Below are 22,755 nucleotides of genomic sequence, written 5' to 3' on the forward strand. Positions count from 1 at the left end.
CAGGCGGGCTTCCTCGTAGCGGCGGATCATGGCCGGCAGCACGTGGGAGCCGGTGGGGGAGAAGTTGTCCCCGGGCCCGTAGAGGTTGGTGGGCATGGCCGAGATCCAGGGCAGCCCGTACTGGCGGCGCACGGCCTGGATCTGCAGGATGCCGGCGATCTTGGCGATCGCGTAGGCGTCGTTGGTGGGTTCCAGGTGCCCGGTGAGGAGGTACTCCTCCTTCAGCGGCTGCGGGGCCAGCTTCGGGTAGATGCAGGAGGAGCCGAGGAACAGCACCCGCTCCACCCCGTGCTCGAGGGCGGCGTCGAGGACGTTGACCTGGATCCGGAGGTTCTCGGACAGGAAGTCGACCGGGTAGGTGTTGTTGGCGAGGATCCCGCCGACCTTCGCCGCGGCCAGCACCACGTAGCGGGGCTTGACCTCGGCGAAGAAGGCGAAGACTGCGTCGCGGTCCTTGAGGTCCAGCTCGGAGGAGGTGCGGCCGATCAGGTCGGTGAACCCCTCGTCCTTTAGCTTGCGCCAGATCGCGGAGCCGACCAGGCCGCGGTGGCCGGCCACGTAGAACGGGGCGGTGCGATCCAGGGGGCCGGGGGTGAACGACGTCGTCGCGTCAGCGGGCTTCTCGGTGGTGTCTGCTGTCATCGTGGCGTCCTGTCTCACTTGGCCCAGGAGGCGAGGTCGACGGTGTCGATCCAGGCGTCGTTCTGGAGCAGGGCGATGTCGGCGTCGACCATGAGGCGGGCCAGCTCGGGGGCCTTGACGGTGGCTTCCCAGCCGAGCTTGTCCTTGGCCTTGGCCGGGTCGCCGATGAGGGCGTCGACCTCGGTGGGGCGCAGGTAGCGCTCGTCGAACTCGACGTGCTCGCGCCAGTCCAGACCGGCGTGGTCGAAGGAGATCTCCAGGAACTCCCGCACCGTGCACGGGTGCCCGGTGGCGAGCACGAAGTCCTCGGGCTCGTCGGCCTGGAGCATCCGCCACATGCCCTCGACGTACTCGGCGGCGTAGCCCCAGTCACGGATGGCCTGCAGGTTGCCCATGTAGAGCTTCTCCTGGGTGCCGGCCTTGATCGCGGCCACGGCCCGGGTGATCTTGCGGGTCACGAAGGTCTCGCCGCGGCGGGGGGACTCGTGGTTGAAGAGGATCCCGTTGACGGCGTACATGTCGTAGGCCTCGCGGTAGTTCTTGGTGATCCAGTAGGAGTAGATCTTCGCCGCCCCGTAGGGGGAGCGGGGGTAGAACGGGGTGTCCTCGTGCTGCGGCGGCGGGGTCGCCCCGTACAGCTCGGAGGTGGAGGCCTGGTAGTAGCGGGCGTCCACATTGGCCAGGCGCATCGCCTCGAGCAGCCGGACGGTGCCCAGCCCGGTGGTGTCCCCGGTGTGCTCGGGCTCCTCGAAAGAGACCTTCACGTGGGACTGGGCCGCGAGGTTGTAGACCTCATCGGGGCGGATCTGCGCCATCAGCGTCACCAGCCGGGACCCGTCGGACAGATCCCCGTAGTGCAGGAACAGCTTCGCATCGGCCTCGTGCGGGTCCGAGTAGAGGTGGTCGATCCGGTGGGTGTTGAACGTGGAGGCCCGGCGGATCAGGCCGTGGACCTCGTACCCCTTGGCGAGCAGCAGCTCCGCCAGGTAGGAACCGTCCTGACCGGTGATGCCCGTGATGAAGGCCTTCTTGGGGGTGGCGTGCATGATCGTCCTTCGGGGGGATGAGGCGTGGGCCGTTGGGGGGACAGCTTTATGCTAGTGAATGAACCGGCAAAGCTGGTGATCAGAGCCGGACATGTTGCGTCAAAGATCGAAGCACCTCGTCCCACCGACGCATCGCGGCGTCCGCGGCGAGGTGCTCGGCGACGTATCCGGGACCGCGCCCGCCGATCTCCGAGGCCAGAGCCCGGTCGGCGCCGAGCTCCTCCGCGGCCTGCAGCAGGCCTGCGGGATCGCCGGAGGGAATAACGCGCCCAGCCCTGGAGGACTCAATCTCATCGGCGGACGAGCTCTCATCGTCCACCGCAGCCAGGACAGGGCGCCCGGTGGCGAAGTAGGACGTGAGCTTGCTCGGCACGCACATCTCCCGGAGCTCGGGCTTCTCGTTGACGAGCAGGACGTCCGCGGCGGCCAAGGCCGCGGTGTACTCCTCGTCGGGCAGGGGATCGACGAACTCCAGGCTCTCCACGCCGGCGGCCAGCTCCTTGAGCCGCTGCAACTGGCTGCCCGCACCGAGCAGAACGAACCGGACACGGGAGTTCCGCTCATCGGCGAGCCGGGCGGCGTCCACCACGTTCTCGAGGTACTGCTTCACACCCATGTTGCCGGCGTGGAGGACGACCACCTCGTCCTCCGACCAGCCTCGACGGGCACGCACCGACGCGGTGTCGATCGCGTGCTGCGGCGTGATGTGGGACCAGTTGCGGTGGATGAGCGCACGATCCGGTGCCACACCGAGTTCGTTGACCGCGTGGCGACGGAACCGGTCGTGAATGACGATCACGCGGTCCATAGCACGAAGGACCATTCCCTCGACCTGGAGCATGACCGGGGCCAGTGCGGCCGCCGAGGTATGCACCTCCTCCAATCCTCGGGAGTACAGATCCTGGATCCAGATCGCCGTTCCGGGACGGCGCCGGCCGAGCTTGGCTCGGAGCGATGCGACGCCCGAAGAGAACAGCCCGGGATTGACGAACAGAACCACATCCGGCCGGCCCCAGTTCGCCACGGCCGCGCGGACACCGAAGTGGATTTCCATGACCAATCGATTGAGCAGCCTGGGCCTTGTGGGCACGTAGTGGCGCAGGCGCAGGACGTGAACCCCACCGTGACCTTCTTCCAGAGTCCGCCCCTCGTAGCCGTCATAAACCTGCCAATGGGGGTAGTGAGGGAAGCCGGTGATGACCCGGACGTCCCACCCGCACTCAGCCATCCCTTCGGCAAGGGCAGTGGTGTACGGAGCGTTGCCGCTGGACTCAGGAGCGTAGTTGATGCCGATGATCGTCAATCGTGAGGGCATGAGTTGCTTTCGTCACACGGGCCGTGGTGCCGAGAGGGAGCGGCGCCTCGGGGAGGAGGATGAGGTATAAATCGAACGATACATGCGGGAACATTGGAACGGGTACCACGGATCCCAGTGCACCCCGCAGCTTCCCCATCGTTGTCGCCCCCCCCCCCAACGCGTAGAGGTTCCCATGGACACCCCGGACATGTACGGGCAAGAAAACACTGAAGTACTTGTCATAGACCTGTCTCTAGCTCCGGGGCAGGGCGAAGCCTGGAAAAGACCCAAATGGGTCGTCTACATGTGGTCCGCTGTAGAAATCCTCGTTGTAAGCAATCGGTGGCAGGTCAGCTCAAAATTACGCGCAAAGACCCTGCGGCTTTTTGGTGCTCGTATTGGCGAGCATGTAATCCTTCGACCACGAATGAAGGTGAAATTTCCATGGAACCTGGAAATCGGGGATAGATCATGGATTGGAGAAGGAGTTTGGATCCATAATCGGGATAGAGTGTGCATTGGGTCTGACGTTGCAATATCACAGGAAACTTTGATTACTACAGGCAGCCATAATTTCCGCGGTGATATGGGTGTGATCACGAAAGCCATCATCGTCGAAGATGGGGCATGGATTACTTCTCGATGTGTGCTAACTGGGGGTGTAAAGATTGGCAGGTCGGCTGTGATTCAACCATTAACGAGAGTCTCCGAAGACGTTCCTGAAAATAGTATATACGGATCAGAGCGCCCATCAGTTCAAGGTAAACGATTTACTGCAAATCCTGAAAAAGATTGACATTGAAAATACTCCATATTGTAAGTTATGTTAGTCCCGATGGTTCATACGGCGGGCCGCTTCGGGTGGCCCTAAATCAAGCCCGCATCCTTAGGGCTGCGGGTCACGACGTAACGCTGATTGCAGCAGCAGGTGGATTCTCAGAGAAACTTCCCCCAGAATTCGATGGCATTCCGGTGCAACTTTTCAAGAAGCTGCAGGTGGTTCCAGGCTCAGGATTCCCTGGTCTAACCTCGCCCGCCATGCTGTTTTGGATTTGGAGACAGGCCAAGCATTTCGACGTCGTCCATGTGCACATGGCTCGGGATTTGCTAACATTGCCTGCCGCTTTCTTATGCAGCCGCACGGGCGTACCCTTGATAATTCAAACACACGGCATGGTAAAGCCAAGCAGTAAACTAATTTCTAAACCCCTAGACGCAATAGCCACGTGTCCCACACTGAGTAAAGCGTCAGTGGTTTTATATCTAACATCTCAGGAAAAAGCTAATTTACTAAGATTGGGTACCAGGCGGCAAAGTTTGACAGAGTTGCGGAATGCTGTCGCAGTCCCCGACGAGCAAGCGGTCGAACAAGTGAATGGTCCAGCTGATAAGCCAGAAGTTATATTTTTGGCCAGAATGCACGCCAGGAAGCGCCCGCATATGGTGGTAAAAGCAGCGGAGGGTCTAAGGGAATACTATCCGAATGCAAGGTTCACCTTGATCGGACCGGACGAGGGTGAAGGGCCACGAATAAATGCCATGGTCGAACAACTTGGTTTAAAGGACACAACCAGCTGGTCGGGCCCTCTACCGCCTCCCAAAACTTCAGAACGAATGCGCAAGGCCAGCATTTTTGTGCTTCCATCCCTTAATGAACCGTTTGGCATGTCTGTTGTAGAGGCGATGGCAATAGGACTACCCGTCATAGTCACTGAATCATGTGGCCTCGCAGAAATGATTAATGAACAACAAGCCGGCATAGTATGTGACTCATCGGAGCAGGGCTTTGTCGAAGCGGTCGAATTTTTGTTGCGCAACCCTGCAAAGCGTGCGGAAATAGGAAGAAATGCCCGGATGGTTGCAAGACAGTATTATGCGCTCGATTCTTTAGGTAAAGAGCTGTTGGACATATACGTGCAAGAGCGAAACCGTCAGATTGGGGCGATATGAACAACAGAGTTACAATTGTACAACCTTATGTTCCCGCCTATCGCGTGCCGTTCTTCGAAAAATTGCGTGCTAGCCTAAAGGAAGACAACATAGAGTGCGTTATAGCTGCGGGGCGTCCCGCGGGAGATCAAGCCGCAAGAGGTGACTCCATGTCACCCGACTGGTTGACCAATATTGACCAAAAAGTGATTACGCTGGCAGGGCGATCGATTAATGTCTCGATTCGTCCCGCCACCTGGCTAGATTCCGATGCGACCATAATCGGGCTAAAAGGTACATCACTGCCCGTTTACAAAGCACTTGGTGTCAGCCTGTTGGGACGCACCCGCGTTGGCTTATGGGGGCATGTCCGTCCCTATGTCAACAAGGGTAACGCGGTGGATCTCCTATTTGAACGACAGCAAATGAAAATGGCCAACCATATCTTTGCATATACGCCGGGTGGACATGATTATGCGCTTGCAGCCGGGGTTTGTCCCAACAAAGTGACCACAGTGATGAACTCTATAAGCACCGATGAATTAAAAGCGAATTTAGAGAGCATTACCGCGCTTGAAGTTGAAGAATACTCTGGGCTGCACGGACTTGACCTCGGAAGAACTATTGGATTTATAGGTGGAATAGATGACAGCAAGAGAATAGATTTTCTTGCTCAGTCCCTTGACGAGCTTTGGGTCAGGGATTCGCGAATCAAATTACTTCTTGGTGGAAAAGGCGTTGAGCAAAGCAAGCTAGATGCGCATGTACGGCGAGGGCAGGTTGTCCCTCTCGGATACCTGAACGTAAGGGAAAAGGCGCTGGTGCTTCGTTGCTCGCGCTTGCTGTGCATGCCAGGGCGAATTGGTCTAGTCGCAGTCGACTCCCTGGTAGCCCGTGTACCTATCGTCACAACAGACTGGCCATTTCATGCACCCGAGGCGGAGTACCTGCGAGAGGGAAGCAGTCGCATAACGGCTGAAAATTCCCCAGAAGCCTATGCACGGCAAGTTATGACCATTCTTAACTGCAAGGGTGTTCCAAAAACGAACACCGATGACTGGGTCGTTCCATCGCTGGATGACATGGTCGGTAATTTCAGGGCTGGCGTGATCAAGTTGTTGACATCCTAAAGCGGCAATTTTCCAGCAGTAACTGGAGTCATGCAAACATGCAATGCGGAACCAGGTTTCGCTTGAGATAGTTGGCGAATGCACCTTTTTGAAGGTGCACCATTGCGATTGGAAGAAAAATGTCGAGTAATGCTTTGTGGCGCTTGATCTGCTTTGTGGGGCTTGGCATGTTCGTTATGCAGGCTGAAGCAGGGATTTCGGCCTCATTGAAGTATGCCTACTTTCCAATTGTCGTGCTTTTTGCCTATATCTCCTGGCGAAATATAGGGTTACTCGATCCAAGAATTAGGAAAGCGATCGCGCCAGCGATGTGGGGCATTGGCGTGCTTTCGGTATTTGTTATCGCTCGTGCTTTTATCTCAATTTTTCAAGGAGAGGAGGTCGTACGCGTTTTTCGAGATAGCTTCACCTATGTTCTAATTTGCATGGCTCCATTGGTAGGTGTAGATGCGGGGCGGGACGTAGCATTAAGAACCAGTAAGGTTATTGTTGTTCTATTCACGGGGTTGGCTGCCGTAAGTTTTTCGGTGTTTTGGCTCTCCGCCCGCGGCGTGAGCTTACTGGGCGTGGAACGGATTTTTATGTTTTCCATGATTCTTTCTGGTCTCGGCATCATGGTGGGCGGGGTTTACGGGATGATCCGATTATCTCCAATGTGGTTGATTTTTGGATCATTTTGTCTTATTGCCGTATTGGTCACCGGCACAAGGTCGGGACTTCTATTGGTTTTGGGCCTTATCGGAGCGTATGGTGCGTTAAAACATTACCGAGTACCCCTTGTTCGTTTGTTGGTAGGGTTGTCGGTGGTTGTCATGACGGCCTATCTGACTGTTCCGCTTATAGCTTCCCAGGTTTCGACACAGGGATTTTTCGAGAAGCGTGTCGAAGCAATATTAAGAGTGCTCGAGGGCGGTGTGTCCGCCGATGCTTCAGGTTCGATTCGCGCACGAGCTCTGGAAATTACACTTGATGAGTGGACTAATCATCCATTGCTCGGTGTTGGATTTGGTCATGCTTTCGCCAGCCCGGTCGCTGGAAGATCGCCTGTCGACTTTCAGTTGGATAGTGGTATGTTGTTGTTTGCCAAGTTCGGAATTATAGGCACTCTTTTCCTTCTTCTGTTCTTTGTGCTTTTGTCATGGAGCCTGATTCGATTTCACATTGTCACTGGAGTGCGTTCGGAGGGGCAGGCCATTGGCACAGCGTTTCTGTTTATGTGTCTTGTATTCGCGGTTTTGGGAGCGCCGACAGAGGATAAGGGTTTTGCGTTCGGCTTGGGGCTAGTATTCCACTTGCTGACAAGTCACACTTATAGCGTATTGCGGGCAAGAAGGACACAACGGGTTGAGGGCACTTATGCTGCGCATGCGTACCGCGTTCGCAGTGCTGACCTATGAGCATTCTTTCCGTTTCCGACGCCCAAGTTGGCGCTGGGGTGGGGCCAGGCAGCCTGAGAAGCTGGTTTTCCCTTGGTAGTCGCGTTCTCGACTGGGTCAATATCTTGAGAGTGGCCGGTCGTTATAGTCAGCGGTAAGGGCGTACTACTCAGACTACTGTTGCCTCTTTTCGATTGACGCATTAACTGTGAACCAGAATGGTTTTCTGGCTTGCCGTGTCGGGAGTGGCGTCTGGGTTGTCCTTCGGAGTCGTTAAGAAGGATCTTCGACTTTGAGCGTGGTGGCAGGAGTTCAGTTGACTCTCCAGGTCGCCGTGTAGAACTGTATCCGGGTGCTCTAGGGCGTTTTTGCCTTATCAGTCGTGAGGCTGGCGGCACCCTGGCTGGGTGATGTCGACTGGGTCGCGGTATCGGGTATTCACGGACGAGCAGTGGGCGCGGATTGAGTCGTCGCTACCGACGAACCAGGGCCTGCGTGGCCTCCTGTTCGAGGAGCCCCGGCGGGTGGTGGAGGGTATTGCCTACCGGTACCGGACCGGGATTCCGTGGCGGGACCTGCCCCGGGAACAGTTTGCCCCCTGGCAGACGGTGTGGAAGTGGCACCGCCGCTACGCCGCGGACGGCACCTGGGACCGGATGCTGGCCCAGGTGCTGGTCGAGGCCGACGCGGCCGGGATGATCAACTGGGCCGTCTCGGTCGATGCGACAATCACCCGGCCCCACCGACACGCCGCCAACACCACCCGCCCGGACCAGGACACAGGGGGCCGGGGCGAACTACAAGAAACAGCCACTGGACAAAGTTGAACCGCCCGGGCATGGAATCGGCCGTTCCCGCGGAGGGCTGACCACCAAGATCCACCAGGTCGAGGGCGGACGCGGCCGGCCGCCAACCCCGGTCATCACCGGCGGGCAGCGCAACGACGGGGCGGTGCTCGACCAGGTGTTGTCGGAGATTCGTGTTCCCCGGGTCGGGGCCGGCCGGCCCCGTGCTCGCCCTGAGGCGGTGATCGCGGACCGCGCCTACGCCACCGGGGTGATTCGCACCGAGCTGCGCCGGCGCCGGATCCGAGTGGTGATCCCGGAGAAGCGCGACCAGATCGCCACCCGGACTCGCCGCGGCCGGCGAGGTGGCCGACCGCCGGCCTTCGATGAGGAGGCCTATCGCGGGCGCAACGTGGTCGAGCGGTACTTCGCCCTGACTAAGCAATGGCGGGGACTGGCCACTCGCTACCACAAGCTGGCGATCACCTACCGTGCCGCCGTCACCCTCTGCGCCATCCTCACCTGGCTCCGGACGTGAGAGAAACGGTGCCTGACTAGGAAGCACCTGACCTCTGAGGTCCTGCCGATTCGCAGTTGCCATATTGGCAAGTCAGTGACATGGTTGCCGATATGGGAACGAACTTACACCCGGATGACGCCCGGTCACAGCTGGCAGCCCTGGCGAGCGACCGTGCGCAGATGGCCTCCCGACTCCCCGTCCCATGGGGACTTATGGCGGCCGTGGGCCTCGCCCTGGCCTGGTTCGTGGGTGATGCTGCATGGACAAATCCTGGCGGTTCCTACCAGCCCACAGACACCTATCTCTTTCCGCTCATCACCTTGCTGATCGTCGGTCACCTCGTGCAGAAGGAGACGGGTGTTCGGTTTCGGAGGATGGGGAGTGTCGGAGGGGCCGCTGTCGCGGGACTACTCATGTGGACTCTTCTCATGCTCTCCGTGGCTCTGGTCCTTGTGTCGACCGGTCACTCATGGCTAGTTTTCATTCCGGCTCTCTTGGCCGGGGTTGTAGGCACCTGGGGGGCAGGCCTCGTCTTCCGCGCGTGTGTGAAGGCAGTCGCCCGTGGCTGAGGCCAAGTTCGACGACCTCATACACTCCCCACTGCGGTTGCGAATCTGTGGGCTACTGAACGCCGCGGAGTCCGTTGCCTTCTCGGTTGTGCGGGACACTGTGGGCGTCACGGACGCGCATCTGTCGAAGCAGGTGAAGGTGTTGACTGATGCCGGCTATGTCAACGTGATGAAAGCTGGCTCATTAGATCGCGAAGATGCGCGCCGTGTCGCCTGGCTATCACTGACGTCAAAGGGTCGCAAGGCATTCGGCGCCCACGTCCTCGCCTTGCGTCAAATCCTGCCAGAGGTGGATTGAGCACTCGAGCCCGGGTTGGGCACCTGCCGCGAGCCTCACCATATATTAGTGAGACACGCCCTAGTCGGCGCACGGCTGATGTTGCTGGGCAAGGCTTTTACGGGACGCACCGTGACCCTGTGGGCAGATCTGAGCAGCGTCCATGTCTTGATCGAGGCAGAGTTCCTCAAGACTGTCGTCTCTCAAGGTCAAGTCTTTTTGAGTGGTGTACAGGATCGGCGTGATCCTTGGGTGGTCAGGCGCTGAGGGCGCCGAGGGCGGTGGTGGTGTCCTCCTCTGCGGTGTCGGTGGTGTCGACGAGGTTGAGCCTGGAGCGGTTCATCACCTCGAGTCCGAGGTAGCGGCGGCCTTCGGCCCACTCGTCGTGCTGCTCGGCCAGCACGGCCCCGACCAGGCGAATCAGGGAGGTCCGGTCCGGGAAGATCCCGACCACGTCGGTGCGCCGACGGATCTCACGGTTGAGCCGCTCGTTGGGGTTATTGGACCAGATCTGGCGCCACAGGCCCTTGGGAAAGGTGGTGAAGGCCAGGATGTCGGCCCTGGCCTCGTCCAAGTGGGCGTGCACGGCCGGGAGCTGGGCCTGCGTGGTGTCGAGGAGCTTGTCGAACTGCGCCTGCACCGAGGCGGCGTCGGGCTGGTCGTAGACCGAATGCAGCATCGCCTTCACCGCCGGCCAACTGCTCTTGGGGGTGGTCGCCATGAGGTTGGCCGCGTAGTGGGTCCGGCACCGCTGCCAGGCCGCCCCGGGCAGGGTCGCCCCGATCGCCTCCACCAGCCCGGCGTGGGCATCACTGGTCACCAGGCGCACGCCGCTCAATCTACGGGCCACGAGGTCACGGAAGAAGCCCAGCCACCCAGCACCGGATTCGGCCGCGGCCACCTGCACGCCGAGGATCTCCCGGTGCCCGTCGGCGTTGACGCCGGTGGCGACCATGACCGCGACCTTCACCACCCGACCGCCCTCGCGGACCTTCATCACCAGCGCGTCAGCGGCCACGAACGTGTAGGGGCCGGCATCCAAGGGGCGGGTGCGGAAGGACTCGACGTGCTCGTCGAGGTCGGTGGCCATGGTCGAGACCTGCGACCTCGACAGCCCGGTGATGCCCAGCGACTGCACGAGCTTGTCCATCCGACGGGTCGAGACCCCCAGCAGGTAGCAGGTGGCCACCACCGAGGTCAGGGCCGCCTCGGCCCGGCGGCGGCGCTCGAGCAGCCATCCCGGGAAGTAGGTGCCGGCCCGCAGCTTCGGGATCGCCACGTCGATCGTGCCGGCGCGGGTGTCGAAGTCGCGGTGGCGGTAGCCGTTGCGCTGATTCACCCGCTCCGGGGATGAGGCCCCGTAGGCGGCCCCACACACCGTGTCGGCCTCGGCCGAGAGCAGCGTGTTCACGAAGGTCGTGAGCATCTCGCGCAGCAGGTCCGGAGAGGCCTGAGCGAGGTGCTCGTGCAGGAACTGGGCAGGGTCGATACTGGAAGGAGCGGTCATCGTGATGGTCCTCTTCGAGAGTGCTGTGGAAGGTTCACTCGAAGGATCACGCGGTGACCGCCTCCGTCTATGACGACGCGCTCACCGGGCTACCCGTACACCACCCTGCCTGACTCAACTTCTCTCAACTGACCTCCGTCGACCTCTAGCGGTTGGCAATGCGCGGGACCAGGCCCGGTCGTGCTACGCGGCCCTTCCCGGGATAAGTCCCACTGCGCCCTCCAAGCCATCGCCGACGGTCATTCGATCAAGACTCTGCCGAACCGCTGCCGGTCACCTACCTGCGCCGCCTGACCCAGACCTGGCACGCGTCGACCGCGCTGCCACCGCGGCCGCCTGCCGGACCGCAGAGCGTGCAGCGGCGCATGCCAACCGATGGGGTGGCCATAGTCGCGGGCAACGATTCCGCGTCGAACGTACCCCGACCGGGACGATCGTCACCGGGGTCGTCGAAGACCACAACTTCCGCGTGCTCGACGGCCAGACCGGGCTTTCCCACCACGACCGAACGGACGCCAAACGGAACCGGCAATTCAACGCCCATCGGCAGCGGGACCTGTAACCCTGCCGCTACTACGCCTCGTCAAAGATGACCTGAACCCATACATCAACAACTTCGCATTGATGTCTTGACAACATCTATGCTCGCAGGGCTAGGAGCTCCCTTCTGCCGGGGCGAGACGCTCAAAATGGAAGAGCCAAGAGAGCGCTGAGGCCCTGTTGTGTATGCCCGACTTCGGGCTCGTACTGGTCGCGACCTTGCTGGCCAGCGCGGGAGGGGGGCAACCTTGAGAGATTCGACAGCGTTGGGCGGCTCGCCTGTGTCACTCAGCTCGCCGCTATCCCACGCGACCCTTATCGCATCAGCGGCAAGATCCGCCGTCCTCGCCGCTTCAACCGCCAGCTCTTGCACAGGTGCTACCTCACCGCTCTCCGGAGCCTGCCGAACAGCACTGAGTCCCAGGTTTTCCGCGACCGGAAAATGAGTAAAGACAAGTCACGAATATAAGCGCTAATCGCCCTGGCACTTCGGCGTCTCAGCGCCGCCATCCGAGCATCAATCCCTTCACTGCCGAATCTGGCGAGATACGGTTAGTATGTGCATGTCAAATCATCTAGGCGCGATGGACTTAAACAAGTCAATATAAGCCATAGCGCAGGCGTGAATACCAAATTGCTGCAATGCAGAATCTCTACGGGCTTGTGAAGCAGCAATATGAAACGAAAAATTGTTCAGTGCCCTAGTAATGGCGTCGTGTGCGCTCTCTGAGTTTCCTGGTTCGAACGTTTCGGCAACCAAGTCACCTCCTACAACGGAAGCTACCGATTTACTGCAAATTACAGGCAGGCCAGTCATGATGGCTTCTACAACGGAAATACCCAAGGCCTCTTTGTCCGCAGGATGAAAGTATAGGTGGTACTTCTTAAGTCTCGAAGCGCCATTAGGAATAGATCCCTTAAAAGCGCAAGAATTTTCCCAAGGGGCAACTCGCGAAACCGCCGCTTTCATTTGGGGATTATTCTCTATAGGTCCAATCCAATCGAAGTTCACTAAATCTGAATTAGACCGAAAAAACTCGACAACATTCACCCAAAGTTCAGGGTTTTTTGCAGGTGTTACTCGCGCGAGAGTAACGACTTCAGTCGGCCGTAAAGTCCTCGGTGGCGCAAAACCAGGATCATCAACACCGTTGCGAATAATCGGCAGATCAACGTCAAAGCCAAACCACTTGCTGTAAGTGTTTTTCGCCACTTCACTAACCGCGACTATGGGCGTTGTTCTCCCTCGCAACGAGTAGTGCTCAGCATACCTAAGTGTGCGTGATTTGTAATCATCAGCGGAGTTGTGAAGTACGGGAATTACCGTCGCCGTTCGCGGCAAGAAAGCCCGGCAGTACGCATTTGGGATTGCTGAATGACTCAGTACTATATCTGGACTATATCGGCGAAACTCAGAACGGAGGTGCCGGATGCGCTGGAGCCTACTTGACTTCTGTTCATCAGAAGAATCGAGATAGGTAATCGAAGATTGCACTCCCATGTTTGCCCACTGCTTTTCTAGGCCCATGGCTAAACTTTCGGCACCGCCAATGCGGGGACTGAGTAAAACTTGTAAGATCTTCATCATACTCAATTCAATATTGTATTGCTCTATACGTCACGACGACGAATTAGTATAAACGCAAAGGTGGCCAGTAAGGTGCTTTGCGACACCGCAAGGGCAAGAGCAGCCCCAACCGCTCCATACTGAAAACCTAGCATCGCGCATAGGCTCAGCTGCAGTCCGACGCTGGCCATGACCGCCATAGCCGCGCTCCGATCGAGTTTCATGGCTTGCATAAAAACATATAGTGGCTGATTGGCCAACGCGGGGATTGTCCCTAGTGCCAGTATGGTTAACACATTAGCTGAGTCCCTGAAATCCTCACCAAGCAATATGGTCACAACAAGCGGTGAGAGAATAGCTACAAGAAGGCACATGCTAGCTGCTATGGCCAGTAGCCACCATGCACGGCGCAAAGTTGGGTAAGACGCACGTAAGGACTGACTCTTAGCCACATGTGGAATTCCGGCTGTGGCAAAGGCGTTAGCAAAAACTCCCAGAGGTTGTGTCCAACGATTCACAGCACCGTATACGCCGGTAGCCGTAGGACCAGCCACAGCATAGAGTAGTGTTGCATCGAGCGTTTGAGCAGACAGCGTAAGTCCACCGACGCCGTACGAAAGCGAGCCTTTCCAGGGCCATATAAGGCCGGTGAACATGGACGGCGGGTGATGTCTAGCAGCTGAAATTATGAATGAGACTGCACCTGCAATCACGGATCCTAAAGCCAATGAGTAGACAAGTGCTGAGGGGGCTTCGAATCCAGTGAACCAGAAGGCTGCAAAGCAAATAGCCGCGACTACTCTTTCGAGCAACATGACTACTGCAAGTAGGCCGCCAGCGGCTGCGGCTTTCAAAGGAACTAGCATGGACTGATAGAATGCCATGGAAAAGGCTAATATTCCGGTAGCATAGTAATCAGTCCTGGGCAAAAATGCGACAGCACCAGCTACCAGTAGTGCTGCCACTAAAAAAATGTATAATATTTTGTAAGATATTCGCGTAGATAGTTCCGCATACGGCATTTTCCCAGCGGCAACCTCGCGGACCCACAAGTTGTTTGTACCAAAGTCAAAAGCGCCGGCTATAAAAGTTGCTGCGGCGATAGCTGCGACAACGCCGCCAAGGTCAGCAGGACCAGACTGCCGCGCCACGGCTATATACAAAAGGGCCACGATAGCTTGTGCCGTGGCCGATGACAGCGCGATGAAAAGAGAGTGCTTTAGCAAGCTCTCTTCCTAACCCTTTTGTTGAAGTAGTGATTCTGAAAAGATTGCCCCGGTGTTCAATTGTTTTGGAATCGGGGTCGGATAAGTCAGCGCGACATCAATGGCGTCTGCGAGGTCTTGTTCATTTAGTGGAGACCAGTGGCTGGATTCTGGAAGCAGCCGACAATCTTCACGGAGCGACTTAGCTCCCGCTGCCAAAATAAAGGTGCCTGCCTCGACGGCTTTCCCGAGGATGCCACTTGGACCTTCGTTGGAATGAGCAAGAACGACACAGTGAAGTTTTTGCAGAATTGCATCCAACTCACCATCGGTTAGGAACGTGTTACAAACAATAATTTCAATGCCTTTTTTGCGTGTTTCGTACAATTTGTCTTGAATTTTTTCCGCAACTGCTGGTTCCATGTGCCCAGCGAGCACGATGCCGAAATCGGAGCGATCAACGATTCGGGCCGAGCGAAGTACAAGGTCAATGTTCTTTCGAGCACTTAGCGCACCTAAGATACCCAGCCATTTCCTATCGGGATTTGAGGCGATCGCCGTTTCGATCATGCTCGGGGCGTGTCGATCCGGGTGGAAACTTACAGGGTCGGGGACTCCGATCTGGTTGTTCTGGGATGTCCATAACGAGCTTTTTAGGGGAACTGCTATCACGTCAGGCTGCATATTAGCCAGCGTCAGTAAGAGGCGCTTAATCAATTCTATAATGAATGGTTTTATTGATCCTTTACCAGAGCTATTGGGCCTCATCACCACTGCAGAAACAGAACCGTGCCTTTTCTGTCGGAGCTTCCAGGCTTCCTTCCACACGAAGGCATCGCCGTCAGGCAACACCATTATGTCTGTTCTCAGGCTTTGAGTTAATCTTGAGATTGTCTTGACATCAGCGTTGGGAATTAAGTGTGTAGTAAACTGTTGCTCTAAATGTGCGAGATGTAGATCGTAATTCGGGTGATTGAGGGCCTCGGTTGTGGTTATTAGGGCAATCTCGTAGTTTCTGAGGTGAGCTTTCGAGATCAAGTCTTGAACATACTTGAATCTATGCCCATTCGCGTTGGGGGCGTATATGCCAATTCTCGAAGTTGCTGACTTCAAATTTTGCTCATTTCTGTCTTATTGAAAGGCGATTTCGCGCCTGGCATGCCTGAGGTTGCCACTGGATTAGCTCCGGCCCGACATTCGTGGGCATTTCCATACTCCGTTTTTTAATATGCACCTTCTCGTGCAACTACGGCTTTAAAGGTGCGTCCCAAAATTAGAATGTCCTGGATCGGTGACCAGTTCTCCACGTAGTAGAGGTCCAACCGCACCGACTGCTCCCAGTCGAGGTTGGACCGGCCCGAGACCTGCCAAAGGCCGGTGATGCCGGGCTTCACGCGCAGCCGGCGGTGGACGTAGTCCTCGTACTGCTCCACCTCCGCCGGCAGCGGGGGGCGCGGGCCCACCAGGGACATCTCGCCCTTGAGGACGTTGAGGAACTGGGGGAGCTCGTCGAGGCTGTAGCGGCGCATCCACTTGCCGGGGCCGGTGACGCGGGGGTCGTCCTTCATCTTGAACAGCAGGCCGGCGCCCTCGTTCTGCTTTTTGAGGCCCTGGAGAACCTGCTCGGCGTCGGTGCGCATGCTGCGGAACTTCAGCATTCTGAAGCGGCTGCCGTCCTGGCCGATGCGCTCCTGGGCGAAGAAGGCCGGGCCCTTGTCGTGCCCCTTGACGATCAGCGTCAGGGCGAGTAGGGCAGGGGCGAGGATCAGCAGGGCGGCGCCGGAGCCGAGGATGTCCATGAGTCGCTTGGTCATGGCGCGACTGCGGCTCAGCTTGGGAGTGGCCACGTGAATGAGGGGGAGGCCGGCCACCTGCTGCATGTGAATGCGGGGGCCGGCGATGTCGGTGAGCCCCGTGTCCATGACCAGGCGGATGTGGGCGTCGGCGAGCTGCCAGCTGAGGTGGCGGATCTCTCGGGTGCCCAGGGGGACGTTGGAGGACAGCACCACGGTTTCGATGCCGCGTTCGTGGCAGGCATCGAGAATGCCCTCCACGGTGGGGCGCGCACCCGGGGGGAGCGCGTTGGGCGGGAGGCTCATTCGCTGCAGCTCCGCGGGGACCGGCTTGCGGGTCTCGGGGACGTACACGGCGGCCGCGTCGAGCCCGGAGGTCGGGTGCTGGCGCAGGGACTTGATGAGGTCGCACGTGCCGGCCAGCCGGCCCACCACCATGGTCTTCGACAGCGCCTCGCCCCTGTATCGGGCCTTGACCAGCCGGTCTCGCACGAGGAAGCGCCCGAGGATCAGCAGTGCCAGCCCGAGGGGGAGGGCCAACAGGACATAGCTGCGGGCCGTGGGGAGGTCGAAACCGAACGAGATGATCGCGATGGCGCCGAACAGAATGAGGCTCGAGTGCACCACCTGCCGGGTCTCCTCGAGCCCGTGGCCGATGAGCCGGACGTCCCGGGCGCCGCGGGCGCCCAGGTGCATCCACCAGACCAGTGCCAGGGCGACGCCGACGATCCAGTACGGGACCGACAGGGGTCCGAGGTTCAGCCCGGCGTTCTCCAACTGGAACCGGAGCAGCTGAGTGCCGATGAGGGTGATCACCAGCGCCAGGCCGTCCGCCCAGCGCAGGCGGGTCAGGTAGGAGGACCTCCAGCCGGAACGGGTCGCGGAGTCTTGAGCGGTGGTTCTTGCGGCGTTGAGCTGCGGACGCCGGCGGACGTCCGCTCGGCTGATCTCGTTGACCTTGAGCATGCTGGTGCTCCCTCCCCGAAAAAGCACGCGGCCACCTGGGGTGCCCCTTCCCAGCCCGAGGGGGAGGCGGTGGACCGCGCACTGCATTGCACTTGTCACCAGTTTAGTGGCGCAAATCGATGAGAACGGCTGTATGACGAAAGGTGTTTGCACCTGCACTTATGCGAGCCGGAAACTCGCGGAACGGCGTTGTGCCTAGTGGTGACGCGGATCACGTCGTCGGACGGGGAAGTTCGCCCGGACGCTGACGGTGCTGTTTCGTGTCCCCCAACCAGGGGACCGTGGCGTCGGTGTGCCTGTGGTTCAGGCGGCGCGGGCCTCTAACGCAGTGTGGCCGGTGCTGCGGAGGTGTTCGGCCTTGAGCCGGCGGAGGTTCAGCGCCAGGCAGCCGGGGGCGTAGGCCGGGCGGATCACGATGGGGGTGCCCTCGTGGCCATGGGCGGCGAGGATCTGCCCCAGGGCGGCCTCGTGGCGCTCGAGAACCACGTGGCCGAAGTAGTGCTCGTTGAAGAGACCGGCCAGTTCCAGGGCGTACGCCCAGGTGGGGGTGCCGACCTCCATGGACGCCTTCGGGCAGTCCCAGTCGCTCGGGGTGCCGGCGGTACGCAGCTGGGTGCGCAGCACGCGGTCGAGGGCCTCGGGGGTGAAGGCCAGGGTGATTTCGGCGACGTCCTCGACAATGTCGAGGTCCAGGAGGGTGAGGCCCGCAGGGGAGCAGGACTCGAGGTAGCGCTGGACGTCGGTGGAAAGGGGGGATGTACGCATCGGATTCTCGCTTGTCCGTCGAGGGGTACGGATCGGTGGGTGCATTGATCGTATCCACGCGACGGCCCTAGTGGGGGCGGATTTCTGTCCCCACATGGTCCCCATCGGACCGGACAAAAGTCTATTGTCGCGCCCCACTCCCTATGCAGGAAGTGCTTTCGTGTGGACCATTGTCCAGCGCGCACCTCCACGGTGTGACAGGGGTCACGCCAGCGGACTGTACAAGCCCCGGGCTGAGGCCACCCAGGTCGCCTCCGTCGCCGTGGCGCTGCTGCTGGCCGCGGCACTGTGCTCCGCCGAGTTGGGGTTCCTGGGATCGCTCGTCGTCGCCCTCTTCCTCCTGCTCGTGGCGGCGTGGGGGAGGGGTCGGCGCAACCGGGCGGAGGCAGGGGCTGCCGGCGACCGTCAGTGCTCGCCCTTCCTGCCCACCGCGGACTTGACCGTGCGCGGCCGGATCACGAAGTCCTGGACCGGGGACCAGTTCTCTCCGTGGTGGAGGTCCGCCAGGGCGGTGACCGCGCCGGTGAGGTCGATGTACCTGAGGCGTCATCCTGCCGGTTGGGATTTCCTGCGTCGCCTGGGTGAACGGCGCGTCGAAATGCCCCGCCAGTATTTCGACGGGGCATTTCCCGGGTGCGACCGACCGATCAGTGCCTGTTGTCGGCGTACCGGACCTGGTACCAGGTGTTGTGCTTCTTGTACTTGCACACCTCGGACCAGTGCTTCACATCGTGCTTCTCGACGTACTGGGCCTTCTTGTGAGCCCAGTTGTACTTGACGTCGCACTTGTCGGCGGCGTACTTCGCGGCCCAGTTGTGGTGGCTGTGCTTGTAGTACTCCACGCGGTGCCACTGCTTGTACTTGTGGTCGTACTTCCAGTGGCTGACCTGGATGTACTGGTCGTGCTTCTTGTATTTCTTGTCAGGCTTTTTCTCAGCAATCTGGAGACTGGCCGCGGCATCGCCGGACCTGTACTCCGAAACGCCTGCCGATGCCGAAGTCGGTGCCACGAAGGCTCCGGTCATGAGCGCGCCAGCCATCATGGCGGCGGCGATCCTCCCGCGCAGATTTTTCATTCTTCCCCCCGATGAGTAGACAAGATCGAGACTACGCCGCTAGTCAGAGCCTGTTTTGGGGGTGCGGTAAAGATCCGGCACCGGGTACGTCACGGGACGGAACTACTGTGACGTATGCGGATCGATCGGTTCGTCGGTTAGTTTGAGCCGTCTTCATCGTGGGGAAGAGGGGCGGCCCCGGCCTTCAGGCCTGAGGCCCGCATTCAGTGCGCGTCCTGCTTGGCGACCACGGCCTTGACCGTGCGCAGCAGGATCACGAAGTCCTGCACCGGGGACTGGTTCTCCACGTAGTAGAGGTCCAGGCGTACGGCCTGCTGCCCAGTCCAGGCCGTCGTGGTGGTGCATTTGCTCCTCCTCGCCCCGTTACCTTCTCCGTGACCCGTTGCTGATCCCGCCGGTGAAGCTGGTCATCGGCACCAGGGCGCAGATCCTGGTCAACAGCGCCGAGGCCAAGGATGCGCAGCTGCTCCGGCTGCTGGTCGTCGCCGACCGGCGGGAACGGCTGCCCACTTCCGCGGACAGTGGGCTAGAAGCGACCGAACGCATTGCCGACCGGCTGCTGAGCCTGCTGCTGGACGACGACCCCGTGCGCATGGGCCAGGTGCTGGACAACCTCGTCGCCAACGCCGTGAAATAGTCCCCGGCCGACAGGGCCGTTTTCGTGATCGGCACCCAGCTGGGCGACTCCGCCCACGTGCAATTGATCGACCACGGTCACGGCATGTCTCCGGAAGAGGGCGGGGAAGGTCTTCGGGAAGTTCTACCGCAGCGCCGTTGCCAGGAAGAGCACCGCCCCGGGGCTGGGCGTCGAACTGGCCCTGTGCAGGGCCATCGTGGAGCAACGCTTAGGAACCCTGACCTGCTACAGCGCCCTGAGCGGGGGCAGCGTGTCCACCCTGACGCTCTCGCCGACGTCTGTCGTGCTGCGCTGCCGGACATGGGGAACGGGCGGCGCGGCGTCCGCCGCAGCGATGAGCACAGCGTTGCTTCCGGCTCCTGACATATGCGTCGGCCGCGCATGCCGGACAGAGCAGTGGTCCAGGCAATCGCTGGCTGGCATGTTGCCGTCCATGTTCCGCACGCTCATCGGTTGTGCAGCAGACCGGGCCACGCCTGGGTCGCGGCCGTCGACGTGTCGACCGACGGCGCACCTGCTGCGCGCAGGGCTGGCGAGTCCCAGCGACCTTCAGGGGCCGACGGCCCGGGGCTGGCAGCTCGCTCGACCATCAACGACATACACCGAAGGGACCGACCTCGGCTGTCTACACTCGACCAATGAACCTCGACTCTTCATCTAGGGCACGCGTTGACCGTGAACATGGTCCCAGCATGGACGTCCTCATGCGGCCCAGGTGAGAGGGTCCCGGCGCCACCCGCGATGGTGGCGCGCGCGGCAAGCGTGTCGGCTGGACCCTCCGAGGGTTCTGCACATCGCATCGCCTGTCGTCTGCGCCACCGATCAGGCACGTCCGCGGGAATTCACGTCCATCGGTGAGCCCAACGACGAGCAGACACTGGTGGAAGAGAAGAAAGCCGTGCACTCGACGGAAGCTCCGCGATCGGGTGTTTCCGCCCCTGCCACGGCGACCGATGCCTCGCACGCCGTGTCTGGGACCGGCCGACGGGCGCCGTCGTCCGGACGACAAACGTCCGCCCGCTTGGAGTGGGTCGACACCGCTCGCGCCTGCTGCGTCATTGCAGTTGTTGCCTATCACCTCTACATCTGGCACTTCGCCACCATGGGCGTATCGGGGGGAAGCATAGCTGGGGCCGCCTGGGAGGAGATCAGCGACGATCTCGGTGCCCTCAGGATGCCGTTGCTCCTCGTTCTTTCCGGGATGTTGGCAACGAGCAAGATTCGTCACGGTTTTGGCCACGGAAAGACTCGTCGGTCCGTTGTCAGCAACTACTACCTCTATCTTGTGTGGCTGCTCATCTATGCCGTGGTGGGATCGTTCCTGGGCAGCTACAGTCCTACGGGCCACCTGCAGGGGGACCTCCCCGTGGCGCTCCAGTTGATCGTGCCCGACACGACCCTGTGGTTCATCTACGCACTGGCCGTGTACGTGCCCGCGCTCAGCCTGGTGCGTATGGCACCGCCCCTGCTCATCATCGGCGTGCTGGCTGTCATCAATGTTGCTATCGGGCTGTTGGCCGACGGAACAGAGCCCCTCGGGCTCAAAGTGATCCGTCTGGCGGTGTACTTCGCGATCGGCGTCCACGCCAAGGACCTGATCTTCCGACTCGTGGGTACGCACAAGTACGCCATGGCCGGTGTGGGTCTCGTAGCGGTCCCCTTGTTGACTGTCGTGTTCCACCTCGGCATTCCGGCTGCTCTGAACGAGACACTGCACCTGTTCCGTGCCCTGGCGTTCGTCGGCGCAAGCTTCGGGATCACCGCAATGCTCGTGCGGTTCCGGTGGTGTGCTCGCGCCGGCCGGTGGGTGGGAACAAGAACACTGGGCATCTACGTCCTTCATCCCGTGCTCATCATCGCGCTGTCGATTCTGGCGGACGGCCCTCTTCGGAGTATGCGCACGGTTGTCGCTGACAGCACGGCCCTGGCGCTCATCTATCCTGTCGCAACCACGGTGCTGATCGTCTCCACCTGTGTCCTGATCGAACGCCTGCTGATCGCATGTCGCCTCGGCGTGCTGTTCCGCGCCCCCGCTTGGATCGTGAAGTAGACCGCATCCAAGGGCAGCATCCATGCCGGACGGGCCGCGCCACGTGCCTCGGTCGTTTCCCGGTCACCGGACGGCCGCCCAGAGGTGGAAGGCGTCGTCGACCTCTGCCGGTGCGGCATGGCCCAGGGTGATGCGCCCGAGGAGTGCGGTCCGTGGCGGAAAGGGTAGACGCGGGATCGACATTGCAGCGGGTACGGGGCCGGAAACAAGATCCTGGTCGCGCTGCTCGCCGCCCACTGGCTAGCTAGTGCGCGCCTTCCTTGGCGACCACGGCCTTGACGGTGCGCAGGAGGATCACGAAGTCCTGGACCGGTGACCAGTTCTCCACGTAGTAGAGGTCCAGGCGCACGGCCTGCTCCCAGTCCAGGTCGTCCCGGCCCGAGACCTGCCACAGGCCGGTGATGCCGGGTTTCACGCGCAGCCGGCGGTGGACGTGCTCCTCGTACTGGGCCACCTCGGAGGGCAGGGGCGGGCGCGGGCCCACCAGGGACATCTCGCCCTTGAGGACGTTGAGGAACTGCGGGAGCTCGTCGAGGCTGTACTTGCGCATCCACCGGCCGGGTGTGGTGACCCGGGGGTCGTTGGCCATGAAGAACAGGACGCCGCCCTTGGCGTCGTTGGCGGCCATCAGCTCGGCCTTGCGCTCCTCGGCGTCGGTGTACATGGAGCGGAACTTCAGCATCCTGAAGCGGGAGCCGTCGAGCCCGGTCCGCTCCTGGGCGAAGAGCACGGGCCCGCCGTCGTGGGCCTTGACGATCGCCGCGAGCACGAGCATGACGGGGGAGAGGATCACCAGCGCGGTGATCGCGCCGGTGAGGTCGACGAGGCGCTTGAGCAGCAGCCGCGACCGGCTCAGCCGCGGGGTGGAAACGTGGATCAGCGGCAGCCCGGCCAGCTGCTGGGTGTGGATGCGCGGCCCGGCGATGTCGGTGAGCCCGGTGTCGAGGACCAGCCGGATGCGCTCATCGGCCAGGTACCAGCTCAGGTGGCGGACCTCCTCCGAGCTCAGCGGCGCGCTCGCGGCCATCACCAGGGTCTCGATCCGATGGGCGCGGCACGCGGCCACGATCCCCTCCAC

Annotated in this window: 19 protein-coding genes and 1 pseudogene; 8 read left to right on the forward strand and 12 right to left on the reverse strand. The window is 60.4% G+C overall.

The genetic code is table 11. The annotated features are described in order from the left end of the window. From ACH9D2_RS14835 to ACH9D2_RS14845, 3 genes are all read right to left on the reverse strand, one after another. Positions 1-642, reverse strand: a 642-nt coding sequence (locus ACH9D2_RS14835) for an NAD-dependent epimerase/dehydratase family protein (protein WP_396363302.1), incomplete at its 3' end; no start/stop codon positions are given. A 14-nt stretch (positions 643-656) separates the two neighbouring features. Beyond that, positions 657-1,688, reverse strand: a complete 1,032-nt coding sequence (gmd, locus tag ACH9D2_RS14840; protein ID WP_396363583.1) for a GDP-mannose 4,6-dehydratase — start codon at positions 1,686-1,688, stop codon at positions 657-659. A 79-nt stretch (positions 1,689-1,767) separates the two neighbouring features. Next, the gene (locus ACH9D2_RS14845) at positions 1,768-2,991 is read right to left on the reverse strand and encodes a glycosyltransferase (RefSeq protein WP_396363584.1); all 1,224 of its coding nucleotides are present in this window, start codon (positions 2,989-2,991) and stop codon (positions 1,768-1,770) included. Between the two features lie 187 nt (positions 2,992-3,178). On the opposite strand from ACH9D2_RS14845, the gene ACH9D2_RS14850 reads away from it, so the two are divergent. From ACH9D2_RS14850 to ACH9D2_RS14875, 6 genes are all read left to right on the forward strand, one after another. After that, the gene (locus ACH9D2_RS14850) at positions 3,179-3,781 is read left to right on the forward strand and encodes an acetyltransferase (protein ID WP_396363585.1); all 603 of its coding nucleotides are present in this window, start codon (positions 3,179-3,181) and stop codon (positions 3,779-3,781) included. Next, positions 3,778-4,935: a glycosyltransferase gene (locus ACH9D2_RS14855; RefSeq protein ID WP_396363586.1), complete on the forward strand. Its 1,158-nt coding sequence runs from the start codon at positions 3,778-3,780 to the stop codon at positions 4,933-4,935. Before ACH9D2_RS14850 ends, ACH9D2_RS14855 begins: the two co-directional genes overlap by 4 nt. Beyond that, on the forward strand, positions 4,932-6,044 hold the full coding sequence (locus ACH9D2_RS14860; protein WP_396363587.1) for a glycosyltransferase: 1,113 nt from the start codon (positions 4,932-4,934) through the stop codon (positions 6,042-6,044). The genes ACH9D2_RS14855 and ACH9D2_RS14860 overlap by 4 nt, the downstream gene beginning before the upstream one ends. Positions 6,045-6,163: 119 nt before the next feature. After that, positions 6,164-7,441, forward strand: coding sequence for an O-antigen ligase family protein (locus ACH9D2_RS14865; protein WP_396363588.1), 1,278 nt, complete (start codon positions 6,164-6,166; stop codon positions 7,439-7,441). Positions 7,442-7,830: 389 nt separating this feature from the next. After that, positions 7,831-8,743, forward strand: a protein-coding gene (locus ACH9D2_RS14870; RefSeq protein ID WP_396363599.1) for an IS5 family transposase whose coding sequence is annotated in 2 segments (ribosomal slippage) — positions 7,831-8,202 and positions 8,204-8,743 — 912 coding nt in all. Because the reading frame shifts where the segments join, the coding sequence is not laid out codon by codon here. Between the two features lie 543 nt (positions 8,744-9,286). Further along, the gene (locus ACH9D2_RS14875; RefSeq protein WP_396363589.1) at positions 9,287-9,592 is read left to right on the forward strand and encodes a transcriptional regulator; all 306 of its coding nucleotides are present in this window, start codon (positions 9,287-9,289) and stop codon (positions 9,590-9,592) included. Between the two features lie 235 nt (positions 9,593-9,827). On the opposite strand, the gene ACH9D2_RS14880 is transcribed toward ACH9D2_RS14875, so the two are convergent. From ACH9D2_RS14880 to ACH9D2_RS14915, 8 genes and pseudogenes are all read right to left on the reverse strand, one after another. Beyond that, on the reverse strand, positions 9,828-11,078 hold the full coding sequence (locus ACH9D2_RS14880) for an IS256 family transposase (RefSeq protein WP_396363590.1): 1,251 nt from the start codon (positions 11,076-11,078) through the stop codon (positions 9,828-9,830). 1,111 nt (positions 11,079-12,189) lie between these two features. Further along, a complete protein-coding gene (locus ACH9D2_RS14885) occupies positions 12,190-13,206 on the reverse strand; it encodes a glycosyltransferase (RefSeq protein ID WP_396363591.1) in 1,017 nt (338 codons plus the stop codon). Between the two features lie 23 nt (positions 13,207-13,229). Then, complete coding sequence (locus ACH9D2_RS14890) at positions 13,230-14,411, reverse strand: lipopolysaccharide biosynthesis protein (protein WP_396363592.1); 1,182 nt, start codon at positions 14,409-14,411, stop codon at positions 13,230-13,232. A gap of 9 nt (positions 14,412-14,420) precedes the next feature. Further along, complete coding sequence (locus ACH9D2_RS14895) at positions 14,421-15,428, reverse strand: hypothetical protein (RefSeq protein WP_396363593.1); 1,008 nt, start codon at positions 15,426-15,428, stop codon at positions 14,421-14,423. Between the two features lie 185 nt (positions 15,429-15,613). Then, complete coding sequence (locus tag ACH9D2_RS14900) at positions 15,614-17,149, reverse strand: exopolysaccharide biosynthesis polyprenyl glycosylphosphotransferase (RefSeq protein ID WP_396363594.1); 1,536 nt, start codon at positions 17,147-17,149, stop codon at positions 15,614-15,616. Between the two features lie 303 nt (positions 17,150-17,452). After that, complete coding sequence (locus ACH9D2_RS14905; protein WP_396363595.1) at positions 17,453-17,914, reverse strand: hypothetical protein; 462 nt, start codon at positions 17,912-17,914, stop codon at positions 17,453-17,455. A 647-nt stretch (positions 17,915-18,561) separates the two neighbouring features. Beyond that, on the reverse strand, positions 18,562-18,990 hold the full coding sequence (locus ACH9D2_RS14910; RefSeq protein ID WP_396363596.1) for a hypothetical protein: 429 nt from the start codon (positions 18,988-18,990) through the stop codon (positions 18,562-18,564). A 203-nt stretch (positions 18,991-19,193) separates the two neighbouring features. Further along, positions 19,194-19,307: pseudogene (locus ACH9D2_RS14915) on the reverse strand (sugar transferase); the annotation flags it as partial. 65 nt (positions 19,308-19,372) lie between these two features. Here ACH9D2_RS14915 and ACH9D2_RS14920 point away from each other — a divergent pair. Both ACH9D2_RS14920 and ACH9D2_RS14925 read left to right on the forward strand, forming a co-directional pair. After that, positions 19,373-19,627: a hypothetical protein gene (locus ACH9D2_RS14920; RefSeq protein WP_396363597.1), complete on the forward strand. Its 255-nt coding sequence runs from the start codon at positions 19,373-19,375 to the stop codon at positions 19,625-19,627. Positions 19,628-20,507: 880 nt separating this feature from the next. Then, positions 20,508-21,677, forward strand: a complete 1,170-nt coding sequence (locus ACH9D2_RS14925; RefSeq protein WP_396363598.1) for an acyltransferase family protein — start codon at positions 20,508-20,510, stop codon at positions 21,675-21,677. Between the two features lie 244 nt (positions 21,678-21,921). Here the strand turns inward: ACH9D2_RS14925 and ACH9D2_RS14930 are convergent. Further along, positions 21,922-22,755: exopolysaccharide biosynthesis polyprenyl glycosylphosphotransferase (locus ACH9D2_RS14930; RefSeq protein WP_396361526.1), on the reverse strand; the 834-nt coding region annotated here is incomplete at its 5' end.

This window comes from Kocuria rhizosphaericola (genome assembly GCF_044462205.1).
Classification (GTDB): domain Bacteria; phylum Actinomycetota; class Actinomycetes; order Actinomycetales; family Micrococcaceae; genus Kocuria; species Kocuria rhizosphaericola.